This window comes from Prevotella sp. oral taxon 306 str. F0472 (genome assembly GCF_000257925.1).
GTDB classification, from domain to species: Bacteria; Bacteroidota; Bacteroidia; order Bacteroidales; family Bacteroidaceae; genus Prevotella; species Prevotella vespertina.
Genome location: NZ_AJIN01000036.1, coordinates 134,903 through 150,467 on the forward strand (window position 1 = coordinate 134,903; position 15,565 = coordinate 150,467).

Annotated in this window: 12 protein-coding genes and 1 tRNA gene; 5 read left to right on the forward strand and 8 right to left on the reverse strand. The window is 43.3% G+C overall.

The annotated features are described in order from the left end of the window. The first annotated feature begins 69 nt into the window (after window positions 1–69). Complete coding sequence (locus tag HMPREF9969_RS05755; protein ID WP_009434860.1) at window positions 70–2,163, forward strand: TonB-dependent receptor plug domain-containing protein; 2,094 nt, start codon at window positions 70–72, stop codon at window positions 2,161–2,163. A gap of 40 nt (window positions 2,164–2,203) precedes the next feature. Continuing rightward, window positions 2,204–2,533: a heavy-metal-associated domain-containing protein gene (locus tag HMPREF9969_RS05760; RefSeq protein WP_009434844.1), complete on the forward strand. Its 330-nt coding sequence runs from the start codon at window positions 2,204–2,206 to the stop codon at window positions 2,531–2,533. A gap of 286 nt (window positions 2,534–2,819) precedes the next feature. On the opposite strand, the gene HMPREF9969_RS05765 is transcribed toward HMPREF9969_RS05760, so the two are convergent. Continuing rightward, window positions 2,820–3,641 (reverse strand): CPBP family intramembrane glutamic endopeptidase, encoded by an 822-nt coding sequence (locus tag HMPREF9969_RS05765; protein ID WP_009434809.1) that lies wholly within the window; start codon window positions 3,639–3,641, stop codon window positions 2,820–2,822. A 15-nt stretch (window positions 3,642–3,656) separates the two neighbouring features. Next, window positions 3,657–4,649 carry a riboflavin biosynthesis protein RibF gene (ribF, locus tag HMPREF9969_RS05770; RefSeq protein WP_009434888.1) on the reverse strand — a complete coding sequence of 331 codons (993 nt, stop codon included), beginning with the start codon at window positions 4,647–4,649 and terminating at the stop codon, window positions 3,657–3,659. A gap of 283 nt (window positions 4,650–4,932) precedes the next feature. Between ribF and HMPREF9969_RS05775 the strand changes: the two genes are divergently transcribed. The 3 genes from HMPREF9969_RS05775 (at window position 4,933) to HMPREF9969_RS05785 (ending at window position 10,201) form a co-directional block, all read left to right on the forward strand. After that, window positions 4,933–5,006: transfer RNA gene (locus HMPREF9969_RS05775), tRNA-Ile, on the forward strand. Window positions 5,007–5,438: 432 nt separating this feature from the next. Further along, window positions 5,439–6,914: a DUF3825 domain-containing protein gene (locus HMPREF9969_RS05780; RefSeq protein WP_009434784.1), complete on the forward strand. Its 1,476-nt coding sequence runs from the start codon at window positions 5,439–5,441 to the stop codon at window positions 6,912–6,914. A gap of 17 nt (window positions 6,915–6,931) precedes the next feature. Further along, on the forward strand, window positions 6,932–10,201 hold the full coding sequence (locus HMPREF9969_RS05785) for a sacsin N-terminal ATP-binding-like domain-containing protein (RefSeq protein ID WP_009434882.1): 3,270 nt from the start codon (window positions 6,932–6,934) through the stop codon (window positions 10,199–10,201). 168 nt (window positions 10,202–10,369) lie between these two features. Here HMPREF9969_RS05785 and HMPREF9969_RS05790 read toward each other — a convergent pair whose 3' ends face one another. From HMPREF9969_RS05790 to HMPREF9969_RS05815, 6 genes are all read right to left on the reverse strand, one after another. Beyond that, entirely contained in the window at window positions 10,370–11,041 is a 672-nt protein-coding gene (locus HMPREF9969_RS05790; protein ID WP_009434803.1) for a hypothetical protein, read from the reverse strand. A 34-nt stretch (window positions 11,042–11,075) separates the two neighbouring features. Continuing rightward, entirely contained in the window at window positions 11,076–12,011 is a 936-nt protein-coding gene (locus HMPREF9969_RS05795) for a relaxase/mobilization nuclease domain-containing protein (protein ID WP_050899970.1), read from the reverse strand. Further along, window positions 12,008–12,355, reverse strand: a complete 348-nt coding sequence (locus HMPREF9969_RS05800) for a plasmid mobilization protein (RefSeq protein WP_009434889.1) — start codon at window positions 12,353–12,355, stop codon at window positions 12,008–12,010. Before HMPREF9969_RS05800 ends, HMPREF9969_RS05795 begins: the two co-directional genes overlap by 4 nt. 103 nt (window positions 12,356–12,458) lie before the next feature. Continuing rightward, entirely contained in the window at window positions 12,459–13,508 is a 1,050-nt protein-coding gene (locus HMPREF9969_RS05805; RefSeq protein WP_009434795.1) for a DUF6371 domain-containing protein, read from the reverse strand. A gap of 112 nt (window positions 13,509–13,620) precedes the next feature. Beyond that, window positions 13,621–15,096, reverse strand: coding sequence for a DUF3987 domain-containing protein (locus HMPREF9969_RS05810; RefSeq protein WP_009434907.1), 1,476 nt, complete (start codon window positions 15,094–15,096; stop codon window positions 13,621–13,623). Between the two features lie 17 nt (window positions 15,097–15,113). After that, window positions 15,114–15,425: a DUF3853 family protein gene (locus HMPREF9969_RS05815; RefSeq protein WP_009434815.1), complete on the reverse strand. Its 312-nt coding sequence runs from the start codon at window positions 15,423–15,425 to the stop codon at window positions 15,114–15,116. Window positions 15,426–15,565 lie beyond the last annotated feature (140 nt).

The following is a 15,565-nucleotide window of genomic DNA, read 5'->3' on the forward strand; positions in this document are numbered from 1 at the left end:
TTGTATGGCTCATCAGACAACACAGAATGCCATACGATTCATTTCAAACTATCATTTTAAAGACTTTATATGAATAAGAAAATACAACTTGCAGGGCTTGCGCTGCTCTTTACTCCAACGGCTTTCGCACAACAGACGGCCATTGATTCCACCACAACAACCCCAATTGACACAACTGCAACACTGAAAGAACAAACGCTTTCAAACGTGACGGTAACAGCAAGGGCAGCGACTGTGCGCACGTTGGCGGGCGCTATCAACGGAAAGGATATTCTACGTGATGAACTCTTCAAAGCTGCATGCTGCAACCTTGGGGAGAGTTTCGTCAATAACCCTTCAGTAGATGTCAACTACTCGGATGCCACTACTGGAGCAAAACAAGTGAAGTTACTCGGATTGAGTGGCACCTATGTTCAAATGCTAACAGAGAACCTCCCTAACTTTCGCGGTGCTGCCCTACCTTACGGATTGGGCTATGTCCCAGGCAACTGGATGAAGAGTATGCAGGTGAGCAAGGGTAACTCTTCAGTGAAGAACGGCTATGAGGCCATGACTGGACAGATTAACGTCGAATACATCAAACCAGAGGATGAAACGGGCATGAGCGTTAATCTATACGGAAGTACTATGGGGAAGTTCGAAGCCAATGCGGATGGTAACATTCATATCAATGGTAACAAGAACCTTAGTACGGAACTTCTTGCACACTTCGAGAATAATTGGAGTAGGCATGATGGTAATGGGGATGGATTCCAAGACGACCCTCAAGTGAGACAATATAACCTACAGAACCGATGGTACTGGAAGACGGGCAACTACATGCTCCACGCTGGTTTGTCACTATTAAAAGAGGATAGAATGAGCGGACAGGTTAGTCATCACGCATCCTTAATGCCAGCTATGACTACACCTTATCGCATCAACATCGCAACTGACCGCTATGAGGCTTACATGAAGCACGCTCTTATTCTCAATCCGGAGCACGGCACGAACATCGCCTTAATGGGTAACGTTTCCATGCACAAGCAGGATGCGCAATATGGTATTAAGCAATACTTCGTCAACGAAAAGAATGCTTATGCCTCATTGATATTCGAGACGAACTTCACACCAGAGCATAATCTATCGGCTGGATTGAGCCTCAATCACGACTATCTGCACCAGCGACTGACGCTCCCAACAGGCTATAACCCATCTGACTATGGTAACCTCTATCCGATGACGAGGGGCATTGAGAGTGAGACAACACCTGGTGCTTATGCGCAATACACCTATAACTTGAATGGTAAACTCATCGCTATGGCGGGCTTACGCATTGACCATAGTAATATATATGGCACCTTCTTCACGCCAAGATTCCATCTGAAGTGGGTTCCAGCGAGCTTCCTTACAATGCGTCTATCGGCTGGTAAGGGCTATCGAAGCCCTCACGCTTTGGCTGAAAACAATTTCCTCATGGCATCAGGACGCCGCCTTATCATAGACAACCTCAAGCAGGAGGCTGCATGGAACTATGGGGCAAGCCTAAGCTTCACCTTCCCTATCAACAACAAGTTACTCAAGTTGAATACGGAATATTATTACACGCACTTCATCTCACAAACGCTTGTTGATTACGATACCAACCCACAGGAGCTGCACATCACCAATCTCAATGGCAAAAGTTTCTCACACACCTTCCAGGTGGATGCCTCTTATGAGTTATTCAAAGGGCTCGACCTCACAGCCGCTTATCGTTATAACCTCGTCAAAGCGACTTACAACAATCGACTGATGTGGAAACCGCTGCAAAGCAGATACAAGGCTTTGCTCACCGCAAGCTATAAGACGCCTCTAGGTTTGTGGCAGTTCGATGCTACATTAGCACTCAATGGCGGTGGACGAATGCCCGAACCTTACACCTCACCAGTGACAGGCAACCTATCATGGGAGCGCACCTACAAGGCTTACGGGCAAGTGAATGCACAGATAACACGCCACTTCCGCCACTTCTCAGTCTATGTTGGTGGCGAGAACCTAACCAACTTCAAGCAGAAGAACCCTATCATCGGATATGACAATCCATGGTCGAACACCTTCGAACCAACGATGGTCTATGGTCCTATCCAAGGTGCGATGGCATACGTGGGCTTACGTCTTAACTTAGGAAAGCGACTACAATAAGTGTCAAACATATCAATTACTAAATATAAAATATAAGATTATGAAAAAGTCAATCATCACTTTGGTGCTTCTCATGGTAGCCATGATTGCATCAGCAAAAGAGCTCAAGACTGTTATTTTCACTACGACTCCTCAAATGCACTGCGCCAACTGCGAGAACAAAGTAAAGGGGAATCTCCGCTTTGAAAAAGGCGTGAAAGAGATCAAGACAAGCACCGAAGAGCAGAAAGTTTATATCACTTATGATGCCAAGAAAACGGATGAAGCGAAGTTGCAAAAGGCTTTCGAGAAGTTCGGTTATAAGGCTGTGAAGACTACAAAGGACGCTAAGATTCCTGTACATGAGGGCGAAGAGTGTGACAACATGTAAGTCTCAGCAGCATTACCCAAGACTGAGACTGTGCGTTCCATATACTGAAACCCTGCGTTCCATGTATTGAAACTGTGGGTTTCATGTACTGAAACTGTGTGTCTCAAAGGCGTGAGACTGTGTGTATCACGTACGTGAGACGCTGTGTTTCAGACGTATGATACAATGAGTTTCATGGGCTGAGACTGAAAGAGGTCATAGGTAACAGGACTAAAAAAGGGGTGCATCAATAATCCTAACGGACATTTGATGCACCCTTATCATTGCGGAATAAGAAGGTTCGTCGTTATGCCTTCTTCATCCGAAGGGCTAATTGGAAGATGGACGGGATGAGTATGCAAAGCGAAAAAAACAGTCCGCCATACATCATTCGCTCACTTCCATGGAAGAAGTCGATGAGCTTTCCGTCGCTCATCTGTGGCATTAAATGGAACATCACATAGGCTACTGTGTTGTTCATCCAATGCAACATAAGCCCTGGCAGAATACTCTTTGTGCGATAATACATCCATCCAAGTACCAAACCGAGCAAGAAGGCGTGGACGCCCTGCGCCAGGTTGAAGTGGATGAAACCAAAGACGAGAGCCGAGAGGATGATAGCTATCCAGTGACTCTTACTGCCCGTTGCATTCAGGAGTACACGGAGTACACCACCGCGAAAGACTACCTCCTCTGCCAATGGTGCCATGATACCTAAGGCGATATATCCCCATGATGTCTTCATAATGCTTTGGAACATTGCTTCCGTTTGCTCGGGCATGGAGAGATTAATCTTCTCTGCTATAAACTCCATCGGGAGAATAGAACCTAAAGCGAGCAAAGCTGCCCAAAGGAGAACGCCCCACGGACGTGACTTGAGATAGAGGTTAGATACTGGTGCCCACTTTGTACGAGTGAAGAGGAGGAGGGTTAACAAACTACTAATCACTGCTGAGAGAGCTATCGAAGTACCATCTTTGACACCATTCATTGTGGTTAAGAAGGGAGTTCCATGAATGAATGAGACTATAAGATTGGTAATTACTAATGCAATAACTTGCAACACAATGAAGAGTGCTACGAATAATATGATATAAAGAACGGCTGTCCATAATTCTCTTGACTTCATATTCTTCCTTGTTTATTATTGTTCTACAATGTTATCAACCATCGGATGACGCCTATCAAAGAGTGCGTTGATGGTATGTTTGTCTTGTTCGAGCTGTTGGGATAGGGCTTCAAGAGAATCGAACTTACGCTCATCTCGTATCTTACTGATGAATCGGATAGAGACATCTTGCCCATAGAGATTGCCCTCGAAATTGAAGATGTTTACTTCTAAAGTTTCTTTTGTTCCATCGAATGTGGGGCGTTTGCCGATATTCATCATCCCACGCTTCCACACGAGGGAATGGTCTAATTGAACCATGACAGCATATACGCCACGCATAGGTAGGAGCTGTTGGCAAGCGTTGATATCGAGGTTGGCAGTGGGAAAACCTAGCTTGTGACCATTCTGAAAGCCGCTCACAATCTTGCTAGAGATGGTGTAATCGTAACCTAAACAGTGATTGGCACGCACGATATCACCTTCTTTTATATACGTCCTTATCTGTGAGGAACTAATCTTATCACCATCGGGAAGGTAGGCATTATTGTGTATGACCTCTATTCCTAACTGCTCGCCGTATCGCTTATAATCATCGAATCCCTCCGAACGATTATGCCCGAAACGATTGTCGTAACCTATGAGCAGCTTCCGTACATTCAGTTGATTGCGTAAGACGTCCTCCATAAACTCGCATGCAGATAAGTCTGCCAATGCGACATCAAAGTGTAACACGATGACTTTATCAATGCCTGTCTTTGATAATAACAGCAGTTTCTCATCAAGCGATGATAGCAATTCTGGTCGGCTATTCACATCGTCTTCTTTCCCTAATGATGCTTTCAACACTTGCCGAGGATGCTCATCAAACGTTATCACAGCCGACACCATCCCTACCCGATGCGCCTCATCAACCACATTCCTTATCAAATACTGATGCCCACGATGCACACCATCAAAGAAGCCGATAGTAGCTACCAGCTCTCCTATCTCAACCTTCTCTCCTTGTTTTATATATATCGTTTCCAATTTCCTTATACACTATTTACCATCCTTCCAACAGTTATCTGTCCTCCTTCTCCCCTCTTCCATCTCTTCAAACAATCCTCCTCAACAGCACTATTGTCTTACCTCTCTTTCGCTCCTCTCACTCCTCACTCTCCTTAACAAAGCCCCTTGCAAAGTTACTTAGAAACCACCACAAACGCACTTCACTACTTCTCAAAATGTGTTAAAACTGTCATTTTCTTTCTTCTCCATTCTCCTATTTCCATTTATTTCATTACCTTTGCACCCGTATCAACCACATCTCGGACTTGTAGCTCAGTTGGTTAGAGCAACAGACTCATAATCTGGAGGTCCCTGGTTCAAGCCCAGGCTGGTCCACATTAAAAATCAAGGAGTTACGAAGAAATTTGCAACTCCTTTTTCTTTATCTGCGAACACCATGCGAACACGGAGACTTTCGCAAAGCAACTATCTTTATTGATTATTTTATTGGATTATGGCTTCTGTGTTCGCAAAATGGGGTTGGGGTGTTCACAAACAAGAATTACGCTAGGATAAATTTGTGGCACTTTTGACACTTGACACTATAAAACAGCGCGAATATGAATTGGTGCAAAGATAAACTTTCAGAAATATACATGCAAAATTATAGTGTAATGTCTCTTAGCTCAAATAATTTTAGTAACTTTGCCATTAGATCAAGACACGTTCACACTGAATGCGCTTGCAAGAATCTCAGAACTACTAAGAGTTAATTCTATAGCACTATTAGTTGAGCAAAAATCAATTCTTAAAAAACAGCGAAAGTATATGAAAGACTTAAAGGATTTAGCAGCAATCGTGATTAATTTCTACGATGATAAAGTTGCATGTGGCAAATTCAAGGAATTTGAAGAATGTAATTACCCATGTGTTTCTTTAGCTCAAATTCCAAAATTCCTAGAATCTAAAAATATAGATTGGCGACAAGATTATGGTCACGATAAATTGACTGATTTAATTAAATCACTTGATGGCATTTCTATTTATTTTAAGGGTGTGCCGTATATGTATAGAGAAAGCAATAGCATAGATTCAGAGAAATCACCCGCTTCTACTTCAGCTTCAGCTGTCTCAAATACGAGCCACATATCTGGGACTTCTCTTAATGGCGATCTAAAGCCACACGAGGTGCGTAAAGCATATAAAAAATTAGCTAATAGTACGGAAGGTTGGGTAAGTATTGTTAGGTTAATGAAAGAAGTAGGATGGAAAGGTAAACCAGCAGAGTTTACCTTCAAGTATAAATTACAATTTAATCCTACCAATCATTGCGTAAGAATACACAATATTTCCAGATACGAGATGATTGACGACATATATTTTGATCCAGATAAAAATAGTTTCCCGTCTAATGTTAATAAGTTGCGAACGATGGCTCTAGACGAAAATTGGGATGAAAACAATAGAACAAATAAACTTCTTGATAATTATTTGTGCTATACTTATACCCGTGTAAAATACGAAAATAAAATATCAAAATCAAAAGATAATTTATATGCTTGCTGGAATACAGGTCTTGTTGACTATCGCTATGAGCCCATTTTTTGCTATATGACACGTAAAGATGTTAATAACAGATGGATGTTTAGGTCATTCTGTATAAATGGGGAGGATTTAGGCAAAGAGATGGGGCGTAATATATCTGACATGCCTAAACCAGCTACGTATTTCAAAGAAGGTAATTTGCTATGCCAACCAAATGAGAATAATTTATCTATAGATAGAGATCATATTATCAGAGAACATCCATCTCGCTTGCCTATCGAATGGTTGAGACAAGTTTTAAGAGATGATGCCGAATGGAAAACTGATGAGACACCAGATCAATACGATAAAAGAATATGTGATTTACTTCCAAAGGACTCCACAAATAACCTCTTTCTTCAAACACTTTTAAAACAGACAATAGGTGAATCTGTGAAAAGGTGCCAATGGAATTACAAAACAGCTATTCCATATTATGATCCAAATAACAAGAGAGTTGGATGGTTTTTGCCATTGTGCACAAGAGCAGCCCAAAAATTCCATGGAAAGGAAAGGGCAGTCCTCAAACCATTTGCTGCACTAGTAGTTACTAAAGGAGAAAGTGGTCGCTTTCAAGGAGAAACCATATATAGATTAAGTTGGGCATATAGATGCGCACGATTAGTTTGCCGTCCCGACAGCGATTGGCTTACTCCGTTATTTGCAACTGACGACAAACTTGATGCAGAAGATGAGGATGTCATTTCAACTGTGTCATAAGCAAAACATCGACAGCTATGACGGAACAACAATTAGAGGACTATTTTTATAAAAGAGACCTAGGATGCTCAGATGCTGGACAGTATCAGACCATAGAAGACGAGTATTATAACATTGTAGGTTACTGCAAGAAGGTAAGACATGGTATTGAGAATCTTACAATAAGCAGTGGTGAAAGAGCACTTTGGGAACTTGTACAGAATGCGCGTGATATGAGCGAAGACTGTCGAATTAGGGTAGAACTTAATGAAGATAGTCTTGTATTCCTGCACTATGGCAAGCCCTTTTCTCATTCTTCACTGTCAGCTTTGGTAAAACAGAATAGTTCGAAGGATAATCCTGCTCAAGATTTGGCAGGCCAGTACGGCACTGGCTTCATGACGACTCACGCTTTTAATCGTGTGGTGGATGTCTGTGGTCCTTACGAAGTGCACACGAGCAGGGCGAAAGTAGATAAATATATCAGAATGCACATAGTCTTAGATAGAAGCAACACGGACTCTCTTGAAGCCTATAAGGAGATGAACCGAGAGCTGATTCAAGTGAAAGACATGTGGAAATCGACAGAGGAATGCGAAGGTCATATTCCATCTACATTCAGATATAAACTAACACCAGAATTGGTTGAATCCGTCTCGGATCAAATCAAAAACGTGGCAGAGCTGATGCCGTTTGTTCTAGTTATCAATGAACGAATAAAAAAGTTTGAAGTTTGCGATAATCACAGGAAGGAACATTATGTATTTTGCAAGTTGGATACCCCTGTTAAAGATGAACCTTTTGGAGAGGCAGGATGGCATGAGGTTGAGGTTGTAGTGAATCGTATGGATATGCTTTCTCCAAAGCAAACACCTGCCCCTTATCACTGCTACTATCTTGTATCGAGGGACAAAGAAGATGTAGTGATCATACCTCCTTTCCCAACAATCTGTGGCGATGTTGAGAAGGTTCCTTCATTATTTCTCTGGTTCCCATTGCTGGGAACAGAGGATTTTGGAGTGAACTTTATCTTCCACTCCAAAAAATTCTATCCTGTGGAAAAGCGAAATAACATTCAACTTCCTGAGGATGTTCCCGCCAAAAAGGAAGCAGGAGAAAAAAACGAAAGTGTACTGAAATCCATGATGCAAGCACTGTTTGCCTACTATCAGATAGAAGGAAAGGATAGTACTATAAGTCGTGATTTGTGCAAAGTAAATTTCATTAAAGAAACCGAGGATGAAGAGCAAAAGAGATTCTACCACGATATGCAAACGACATGGAACGAGCAAGTCAAAAACTGGAAAGTAATTCCCACAGCAGAGGGTAGGAAAAGTATAACTGATAGGAGGGTGCGTCTCTTGCATCATGATTTCTATGCCAATCTTAATGAAGAAAAAAGAAAACTCTATGAAAGTACGTTGGCTAAATTCGCTTCATACATTAAGGACAGCAATGGCGAAGAATATCTATTGCCAACAACGGATCTCATCAAATGGTCAGAATTGGTTGATACTTGGAATTGTAAAGAAGTAGGTGGTTTCTATGTGACACTGGATGATGTTTGTAGGGCAATTAAAGACAAATCGGATGATTTGCTGGAGTTCCTACAGTTCTTGAAAGATAGCGGTAATGAGTGTTTATATGATAAATATGCACTTATACCAAACCGCGCCGGTAATTTATGCCTACGAAATAGTCTAGTGCATGCTGACTTTATGACTGATGATATGTATCAGCTGATATCTCCACTTATGGGTGACGCTGCTGCAAAGATTCTTGATCAGGCTTATCTCTCGCTTGCGGAGTATACGGAATATACACCGAGTGCATTGCATGATGATATTCTTGTAACGATGAATAAGTGGAGAACAAATACACTAGTGCGAAAAAATCCTTTAACGGATGAACAAGTAACTGCTTTGATTAATTTCTGCTCAGCTTCTTCTCAAGAGGAGTTCGCTAATTTCAGAGGCAGGATAATGGCAGTACTACCCGCTTACTATAATAAAACATTCCGCAAGAGCCACATGCAAAAACTAGAGGAGAAAGAGGAAGATTTTTATAACACTGCATTCTTTCTGCTCCTTGATTATACTTTGTATCAGATAAGCAAGGAAAATGAGGATTGGGTAAAAGTTAATAAGTCTTTTCTTCTGAAACTCTTAACGGAATATGCAAAGAGCAATGATAACAATAGAAAGGAAAAACTCGATTCTTATGGTGTTATACCTTGTCAGAAGGGCTACTTGTGTGTAAAAAAAGAACTTTTAAAAAACGACGGCATTATTCCAGAACTAGCTTATTTTTATAATATCATTATAGGACAAGATCTTCACGAGAAGTGGATTGATACTGATTTTGAAAACCTGTATGACGATTATGCTACCCAAACGCCAAAAGACATAGCACCAAGCATCCAAACAGAGTTGGTAAATTACATGAAGGGTGTAAACAATGGCGACTGTGATAAGGATAAAACCAAGGAAGTAATTATCCGTAAAATTATTCTGAACTTAGACAACGGAGAGGGCTGGGATGATTGGTTTGGTAGCATTGATGATAATAAGGCTAAATACACTTTTGAGATGGCGAGTGGCGATGTCCAGAAAGGCATATTCTCACTTATGGATTTGGAAGACAAGGACATTCTCCGACTTGCTAACTTTAATATTAATGGTGCTTTACCTTCGCTTATCAGCCATATGGAGCGTCAGAAAGAGCTTGACGACGAGCGTAAGAGTACGTTCAACTTCTGCTATCGGATAGGAAAAACTATAGAGGACAGTATACGCAAGAGATTAGGAAATGAATTGTTGGAGGTACAAACGCGTAAACATGTTGATGATGAATTGAGTGTCGATGACATACAAAATGGTCAGGACATGATTATCAGTTATAATGGCAAGAATGTGTATTATGTTGAAGTGAAGGCTAAATGGAATTTTGACTATGATAATTATGCGCATATGAGCACAAACCAGATAAGAATGGCAGCAAGCAATCCTTATTGCTATGCTCTTTGCTGTGTTGATTTGTCGGATTCAGAAAAGGTCAATATCCCTGCAGATTCTTCAATTGAATACGTTGAAGAGCATGAAAAAGAAATCATTGAGCAAACAAAGGTGCATTTAAATATCGGTGAAGAGTTGCGAGAAATAATAGAACCAGTTCTCAATGCCGAAAAAGATGTGACCGGCAAACGAATTAGACTTAGTGACTACAGAGCTAATATATCAAAAACTGCTTTCACTTCTGGTGTCCATCTTGATTTTTTGATAGAAGATATTTTGAAAAAGTGCAAATAGTTATTTTCCTTAATGCGATAAAAACTTCGTAAATATCCATATTTTTGCTTCCTAAGCAAATTACTTAGGAGTTATGAAGGTAAGATAATCTTAAATCCCAACAAAAGCCACACCCAACCCTCCATTATGGGGCGGTATGGCTTTTAGAATAAAGAATTAAAGAAAAACTTATTTTATCTTGCTATTTTCCCGCACCCGTATCAAACTGTCCTGCAAGGCATTCCACTGTGCTTCGTAACGGTCGGCATGGTCGAGGAGCTGGGTGCGTTCCTTGTCATGTCCCTGTTCCAAGAAGACGGTGCGGAGGAATTGCAGATCGTTGGCACTGGCTCCATGATAGGCGCGAGCGACACGGAAGATGTTGCGATAGGCAATGTTCTCCTGCGCTTGATACTGGACTGTAAATCCCCAACAGATAGCAGAGAAGAGAAACAAGACAAGGGCGATGATGGTGAGTACGCCACGTGATTCCACCCATTGCACCCGGTAGTGCTTGATTATCTCACGGGGCTTGGCTGCCTCGACAAACTTGGTTTGTAGATCTGTAAGCTGTTTGGTAATAGGCTGGAGGGCATTGTTCATGGTTTGAGCCATTTTCTCCCAAAATTGGTGCATGTATTCTTCCTGCTGTTTGCGCTTCTTTGCTTCTTTTGCCGCGGCTTCCTTGTCAGAAGCTACCGCATGGTTACCCGGTTCATTACTTTTGTCGGGTTGTCGATTCTGAACTTGCGCAGCCAACTGCTCCAGCTTTTCCAACTTTTGGCTCAGCAGTGCCAAAGTTTTCTTGGTCTCTTCATGGGCTTGAAAAAACGACCCTTCTGTTAATGTCTTTTCTGACATGATAAAATGATTTTAGTTGATTAAACTTGAATGATTAGATACTATATCCCTTTGAAACTGCTTGTTTCTCCATTTCGGTCATATCCTCCCACCGCTTGCCGTTTCGGTTGTCGGCTGGGTTGTGGTTGACGGAAGCGTGCATTGCCGCATTAGGGATACGGAGTACGTTGCCTGTTGGAAGTCGGATGGTTGCCCGGTGGGATTCCTGCTGATAATTAAATCGGTGCCGATTGTAAGCGTACAGGTTGGCTCTCAGTCGGGCAGTAATCTTGGAGAAACTTAGGCTGCGGTCAATCTTCGATCCATTGAATCGGTATTTGCCTTTGGTGAAGATGACACCCTGCACCTCGTCGGTGTTGCCCTTGGTCTTGAACTCCACCGTTATTCCCTCCTTGTTGAGTGCTTCAATCAGCTGCTCCCAATGTCGGCACCGCTCCAGCTCACGCATGAGTATATGATACAACTGGTATTTGGTCTTGGCTGACTCCCGCAGCCGTTCCTCCTTTACCTGTTCCTTACCCTTTGCCATGTAAAGCCCATGGGCGAGGGTGAGTTCCCTACAAACGTCCACACTTCGCTTGAAGTCGAACTTGTCGGAGATCACTTCGCCATCGTTATCAATCCGGCTAAAGGCGATGTGACAGTGAGAATAGTCGTGGTCGAAGTGGCGGGTTATCATGAAAGGTGTGTTGGTAATCCCCATCTTCTCCAGATACTCCTTGGCAATGTCCGCCATATATTGGTCGGTCATGCGGTCGTTGTCCTGTACGGCAAACGAGAGGGAGATATGACCAACATACTTCGTTAATTCCGGGTGTAATAGATGATTCACATTCAGACTTTGTGCCATCGTATCGTGATTGATGGTACAGATGCCTTTGGCTGCAATGAGCTTGGCTTGCTTCTCGTCGTTGAGATCGTAATCGACAATGCGTTTGGCATTGTCCCGTTTTGTAATCTTCACTATCATTTCTTGATGTATTTGATAAGGTTCATTACTTCTGTTGCTGTTATCTCACAATGCGTAGCCAGTGGATCGGTGCCGTGGATATGCGCTTCGTGTGCCAACTGGTTGAGGTTGTTTGCCATGCCGATGAGCTTACGGATGTAATCCACCTGCTCGATGGTAAAGCGTGGCACGACTTTTCCTTGACTGATGAGCTGGCGCATGAGGTCACTCTGCGAGAGTCCACTCTGTGCGGCAAGGCTCTTCAATCGGTAATACTCTGGTGTCGCCAATCGTGCATGTACTTTGTACTTCAATACTTCGGCCAACTCCTTCTTCGGGCGACCGCCTTGTTTTATGTTCTTCATTCTTATTCTGTTTTAAGAGGTTATTCATTTCTGGAAAGTAGACCAACGGGATGAACGGCAAGTGGTTTTTGTGGGGCAAAAACATAAACTTGCCGTTATTCCCCTAATCCATTACCAACTCCAAATGCAGTTTATCTACCAAATTCTTAATGTTCAGGTTCCTTTTGATGAGAAGATCAAGCAGGAATTGCCTTGGCTCCTGTTGCAAGAGGTAATCGGCCAGATCCAATCCTCTTGCTTTGTCCTCCACGGAGGCCTGCTGCTCCAGAAAGCTGTACACACTCACGTCAATGCCTTGTGCCATCCACTTTGCCGCCTTTAGTCGCCAGTTGTCTAGCATGCCCAGGTCAGGGAAAAGTATTACCTGTCTACCTCGGAAGATACTCAAATCAGCCTGTGAGAACATGCCATCCTTACCACCTGAGGCAAGCCATACATATTGTGGGAGATAGAACGAGGCGATGATGGCGGTCTTCTCACTCTCCACGATAGCGATAAGCTTATCTGGATTTTCTGCCAGAAGATGCTCACCAATGAAACATTGCCGGATATGTTCCTTGTCTATCTTCATCAGGGTATGCAACCATGTGGGATGATGACAGAACTCATGAGAGCGATGCCCCGTTTCCTTATCATAGTACATGATCTTTCCTTCGTGAACATTCCCGTTGCTATCCACCTGCCAATACACGCATGCACCGTTCCAATGTTTGGAAGTACCCAGATGATAACGATGTGCCAACGCAAGGGCATTCTCCTTTCCGAAGGTCTTAGCGAGATAGAGGAATAGATTGTTCTGCTCATAGCATTTCTCCGACTTGCGCATGAGATCCAAAGGGAAATAGCAAGGTGGATTGACTGGTTGTTCAGGTTTGGGCTGCATCATGGGTTGATAATAGTCTTGCACTCCCGTCCAATCACTCCCTTCCTTCAGTTTCTTCTTTGTCTCAGGATTGTTATGAAAATACTGCTTGGGCGTATAGTGGTACCCACATCGGCTCTCATGGTCGCAACGCCCCACATTATCAGGAAAGGTTATCTTCCCTTCCGTATCAATGTATCGGGTGAAGCTGCGCCTGTCATGACACTGCGGACACTCATGTCGGGTAGCCGGGCCCTTATATTTATGTAAGATAAATCGTTGTTGTTCCATATCGCTTCTCCTTCATTTATGTGTGGCACTTTTGTCCTTTGGCACTTCGGATGGGTCAAATCACTGCTTTTTCGTGCAAGAAAGTGCCAAGTGTCATTAGTGCCACGTTGTTTTACTCATCCTTCTTCGTGTAAATGCCCCGTCTGTTCTTCACGAGATAGATACCTACACCATCTTTAAGGAAACGCTTCACCGTCCTGTCTGAGAGGTCGAGCAGCTGGCCAAGTGAGATTGCCTCGGCAGTCGTGAAGCTCTTCGGCAACTTGTCAAAAAACAGTTGGTGTACTTCGTCCACGGGTCTCTTACTGATAAGGTTGTTTACACGCTGGTCCATCATGAGGAAATAATCAGCCAATCTACACGCTGCATGGGCGCTTAGTTCGTCTATCTCTTCAGAAGAAGTTTCTCTGCATACCATCCGCATGACATGAAGGATCAGGCAGAAGCGAATGACGTAAGTTTTGAGTTTGCCGCACACGCCCTGCATATAGTCGTCTGCCTCATTCCATTTCTGAGCGATATGTTCTTCCCAATCATAGAGGATATTCTTGGCCTTCTTTGAAAACTCCAGTGAGCGAGGTATGATTTCACCATTGATGTCAAGCGCGTGATCCATGGTGGCTACCTGTCGTATGATACGATCCCACTCGTCAATATACACTTGTGGCATGTCGCCATGTTTCCATCGGGGCATTGAGGTGATTTTGGGAAATACTTTGAGAAATCGACTGGTAAAGCCGCTGTTAGCACGCTCTCCTCCAAACATCTTAGGCAATAGTCCAGGCTGTGTACCACCGATGATGGATACATAGGGATGCAGGATGCTGATGTACTCATCATTGCTCTTGCGCTCATACTTCACTTGGTTACCATCGAAGAACTCCAACCAGTAGGCTTCATCGGAACCTTTGCCATAGCGGTTCATGTTGCTCACTAGTGCATTGAGTTCATTGACGAACATCAGAACACCATGCGGATTGTGCGAGAGGATGCCAAAGAGCTGCTCAATGGTGGTGTTGATGACCAGCAGTTCTTGATGGTGAGGTGGTTTAGGCAATTCCAAATGTTGCTGTTCCCGTTTCTGTGTGGTCATGTTGGAAATGCGGTCATACTCATCCCTGGCTCTGCGATAGGCTTCATCCGATTCCATGTCTAGCTCCTGCAAGGGCTTCTCGACCTGTCGAAGTGGTGGTGTCTTACCACAACTGGGTGGACCGATGATCACCATATATATAATAGGTGATAGATGGAACGTAGCGGAAAATCGCACTTCCCACAGATTGCCCATAGCTGTGGCAAACACCGTGAGCATACTGGCACAAAGGAAATCCATGTTGAAGCCTTCGTTCTCTACAAAGGATTCGGCTATCTCTGCTATCTTCTTGGGAAAGGCATCTACAGGGAAGGTAGCATCTGGCGCTGTTGGTGATTTGTTCAAAGGAGCCTGTAAAACCCTCTGCTTTTCTCGCTCCATCGCATTTTCTACCGAAGGCGTGTCCTCCTTGGCTGTAGGACATGCCTTGGACGGGGCTGACGAAGTAAGCAATTCCATCAAAGCACTAAAATTGACGGATAGAGATTCAGCCATGTTTACCTCCTTTCTTACTACTCGTGAAAGTCGCCGTCTTGGATCAGTTGTAGAGCAAGGTCGGAATCAACTACAATCTTCCGTCCCACCTGCGTGATGGCAGCGTCAATCTTACCACTACGTTTGATACGACTTGCAGTTGGAATGCTACACCCAAAGATTTGAGCGATGCCAGCTACACCATACACATAGCGCGGCTGGGGCTGACTGTCAAATGAGCTGCGCTTGTTGTCAATAATCTCTTTAATGAGCGTGGCAAGTTCTCCTCCGTCCATCATGCAGACGGGCTTGCTAAGCAACTGGTCTGCCATACGATTTTTACTATCCATAATTGTACTTTTTAGATTGTGAATACTTCATTTTGCGTCACGACACTTGATGAACAATGAGTGTCATTGATGCTCGGTTCATCGTCGTGATGACCGCTGCAAAATTGGGGAAAAAGGAGTGGAGAGCAAAAAATAAAGTG

What these genes read in the sequence shown, in the direction of transcription:
- HMPREF9969_RS05755 (WP_009434860.1), top strand. Translation starts at nt 70, where the DNA reads ATGAATAAGAAAATACAACTTGCAGGGCTTGCGCTGCTCTTTACTCCA.
- HMPREF9969_RS05760 (WP_009434844.1), top strand. Translation starts at nt 2,204, where the DNA reads ATGAAAAAGTCAATCATCACTTTGGTGCTTCTCATGGTAGCCATGATT.
- HMPREF9969_RS05765 (WP_009434809.1), bottom strand. Translation starts at nt 3,641, where the DNA reads ATGAAGTCAAGAGAATTATGGACAGCCGTTCTTTATATCATATTATTC.
- HMPREF9969_RS05780 (WP_009434784.1), top strand. Translation starts at nt 5,439, where the DNA reads ATGAAAGACTTAAAGGATTTAGCAGCAATCGTGATTAATTTCTACGAT.
- HMPREF9969_RS05785 (WP_009434882.1), top strand. Translation starts at nt 6,932, where the DNA reads ATGACGGAACAACAATTAGAGGACTATTTTTATAAAAGAGACCTAGGA.
- HMPREF9969_RS05790 (WP_009434803.1), bottom strand. Translation starts at nt 11,041, where the DNA reads ATGTCAGAAAAGACATTAACAGAAGGGTCGTTTTTTCAAGCCCATGAA.
- HMPREF9969_RS05795 (WP_050899970.1), bottom strand. Translation starts at nt 12,011, where the DNA reads ATGATAGTGAAGATTACAAAACGGGACAATGCCAAACGCATTGTCGAT.
- HMPREF9969_RS05800 (WP_009434889.1), bottom strand. Translation starts at nt 12,355, where the DNA reads ATGAAGAACATAAAACAAGGCGGTCGCCCGAAGAAGGAGTTGGCCGAA.
- HMPREF9969_RS05805 (WP_009434795.1), bottom strand. Translation starts at nt 13,508, where the DNA reads ATGGAACAACAACGATTTATCTTACATAAATATAAGGGCCCGGCTACC.
- HMPREF9969_RS05810 (WP_009434907.1), bottom strand. Translation starts at nt 15,096, where the DNA reads ATGGCTGAATCTCTATCCGTCAATTTTAGTGCTTTGATGGAATTGCTT.
- HMPREF9969_RS05815 (WP_009434815.1), bottom strand. Translation starts at nt 15,425, where the DNA reads ATGGATAGTAAAAATCGTATGGCAGACCAGTTGCTTAGCAAGCCCGTC.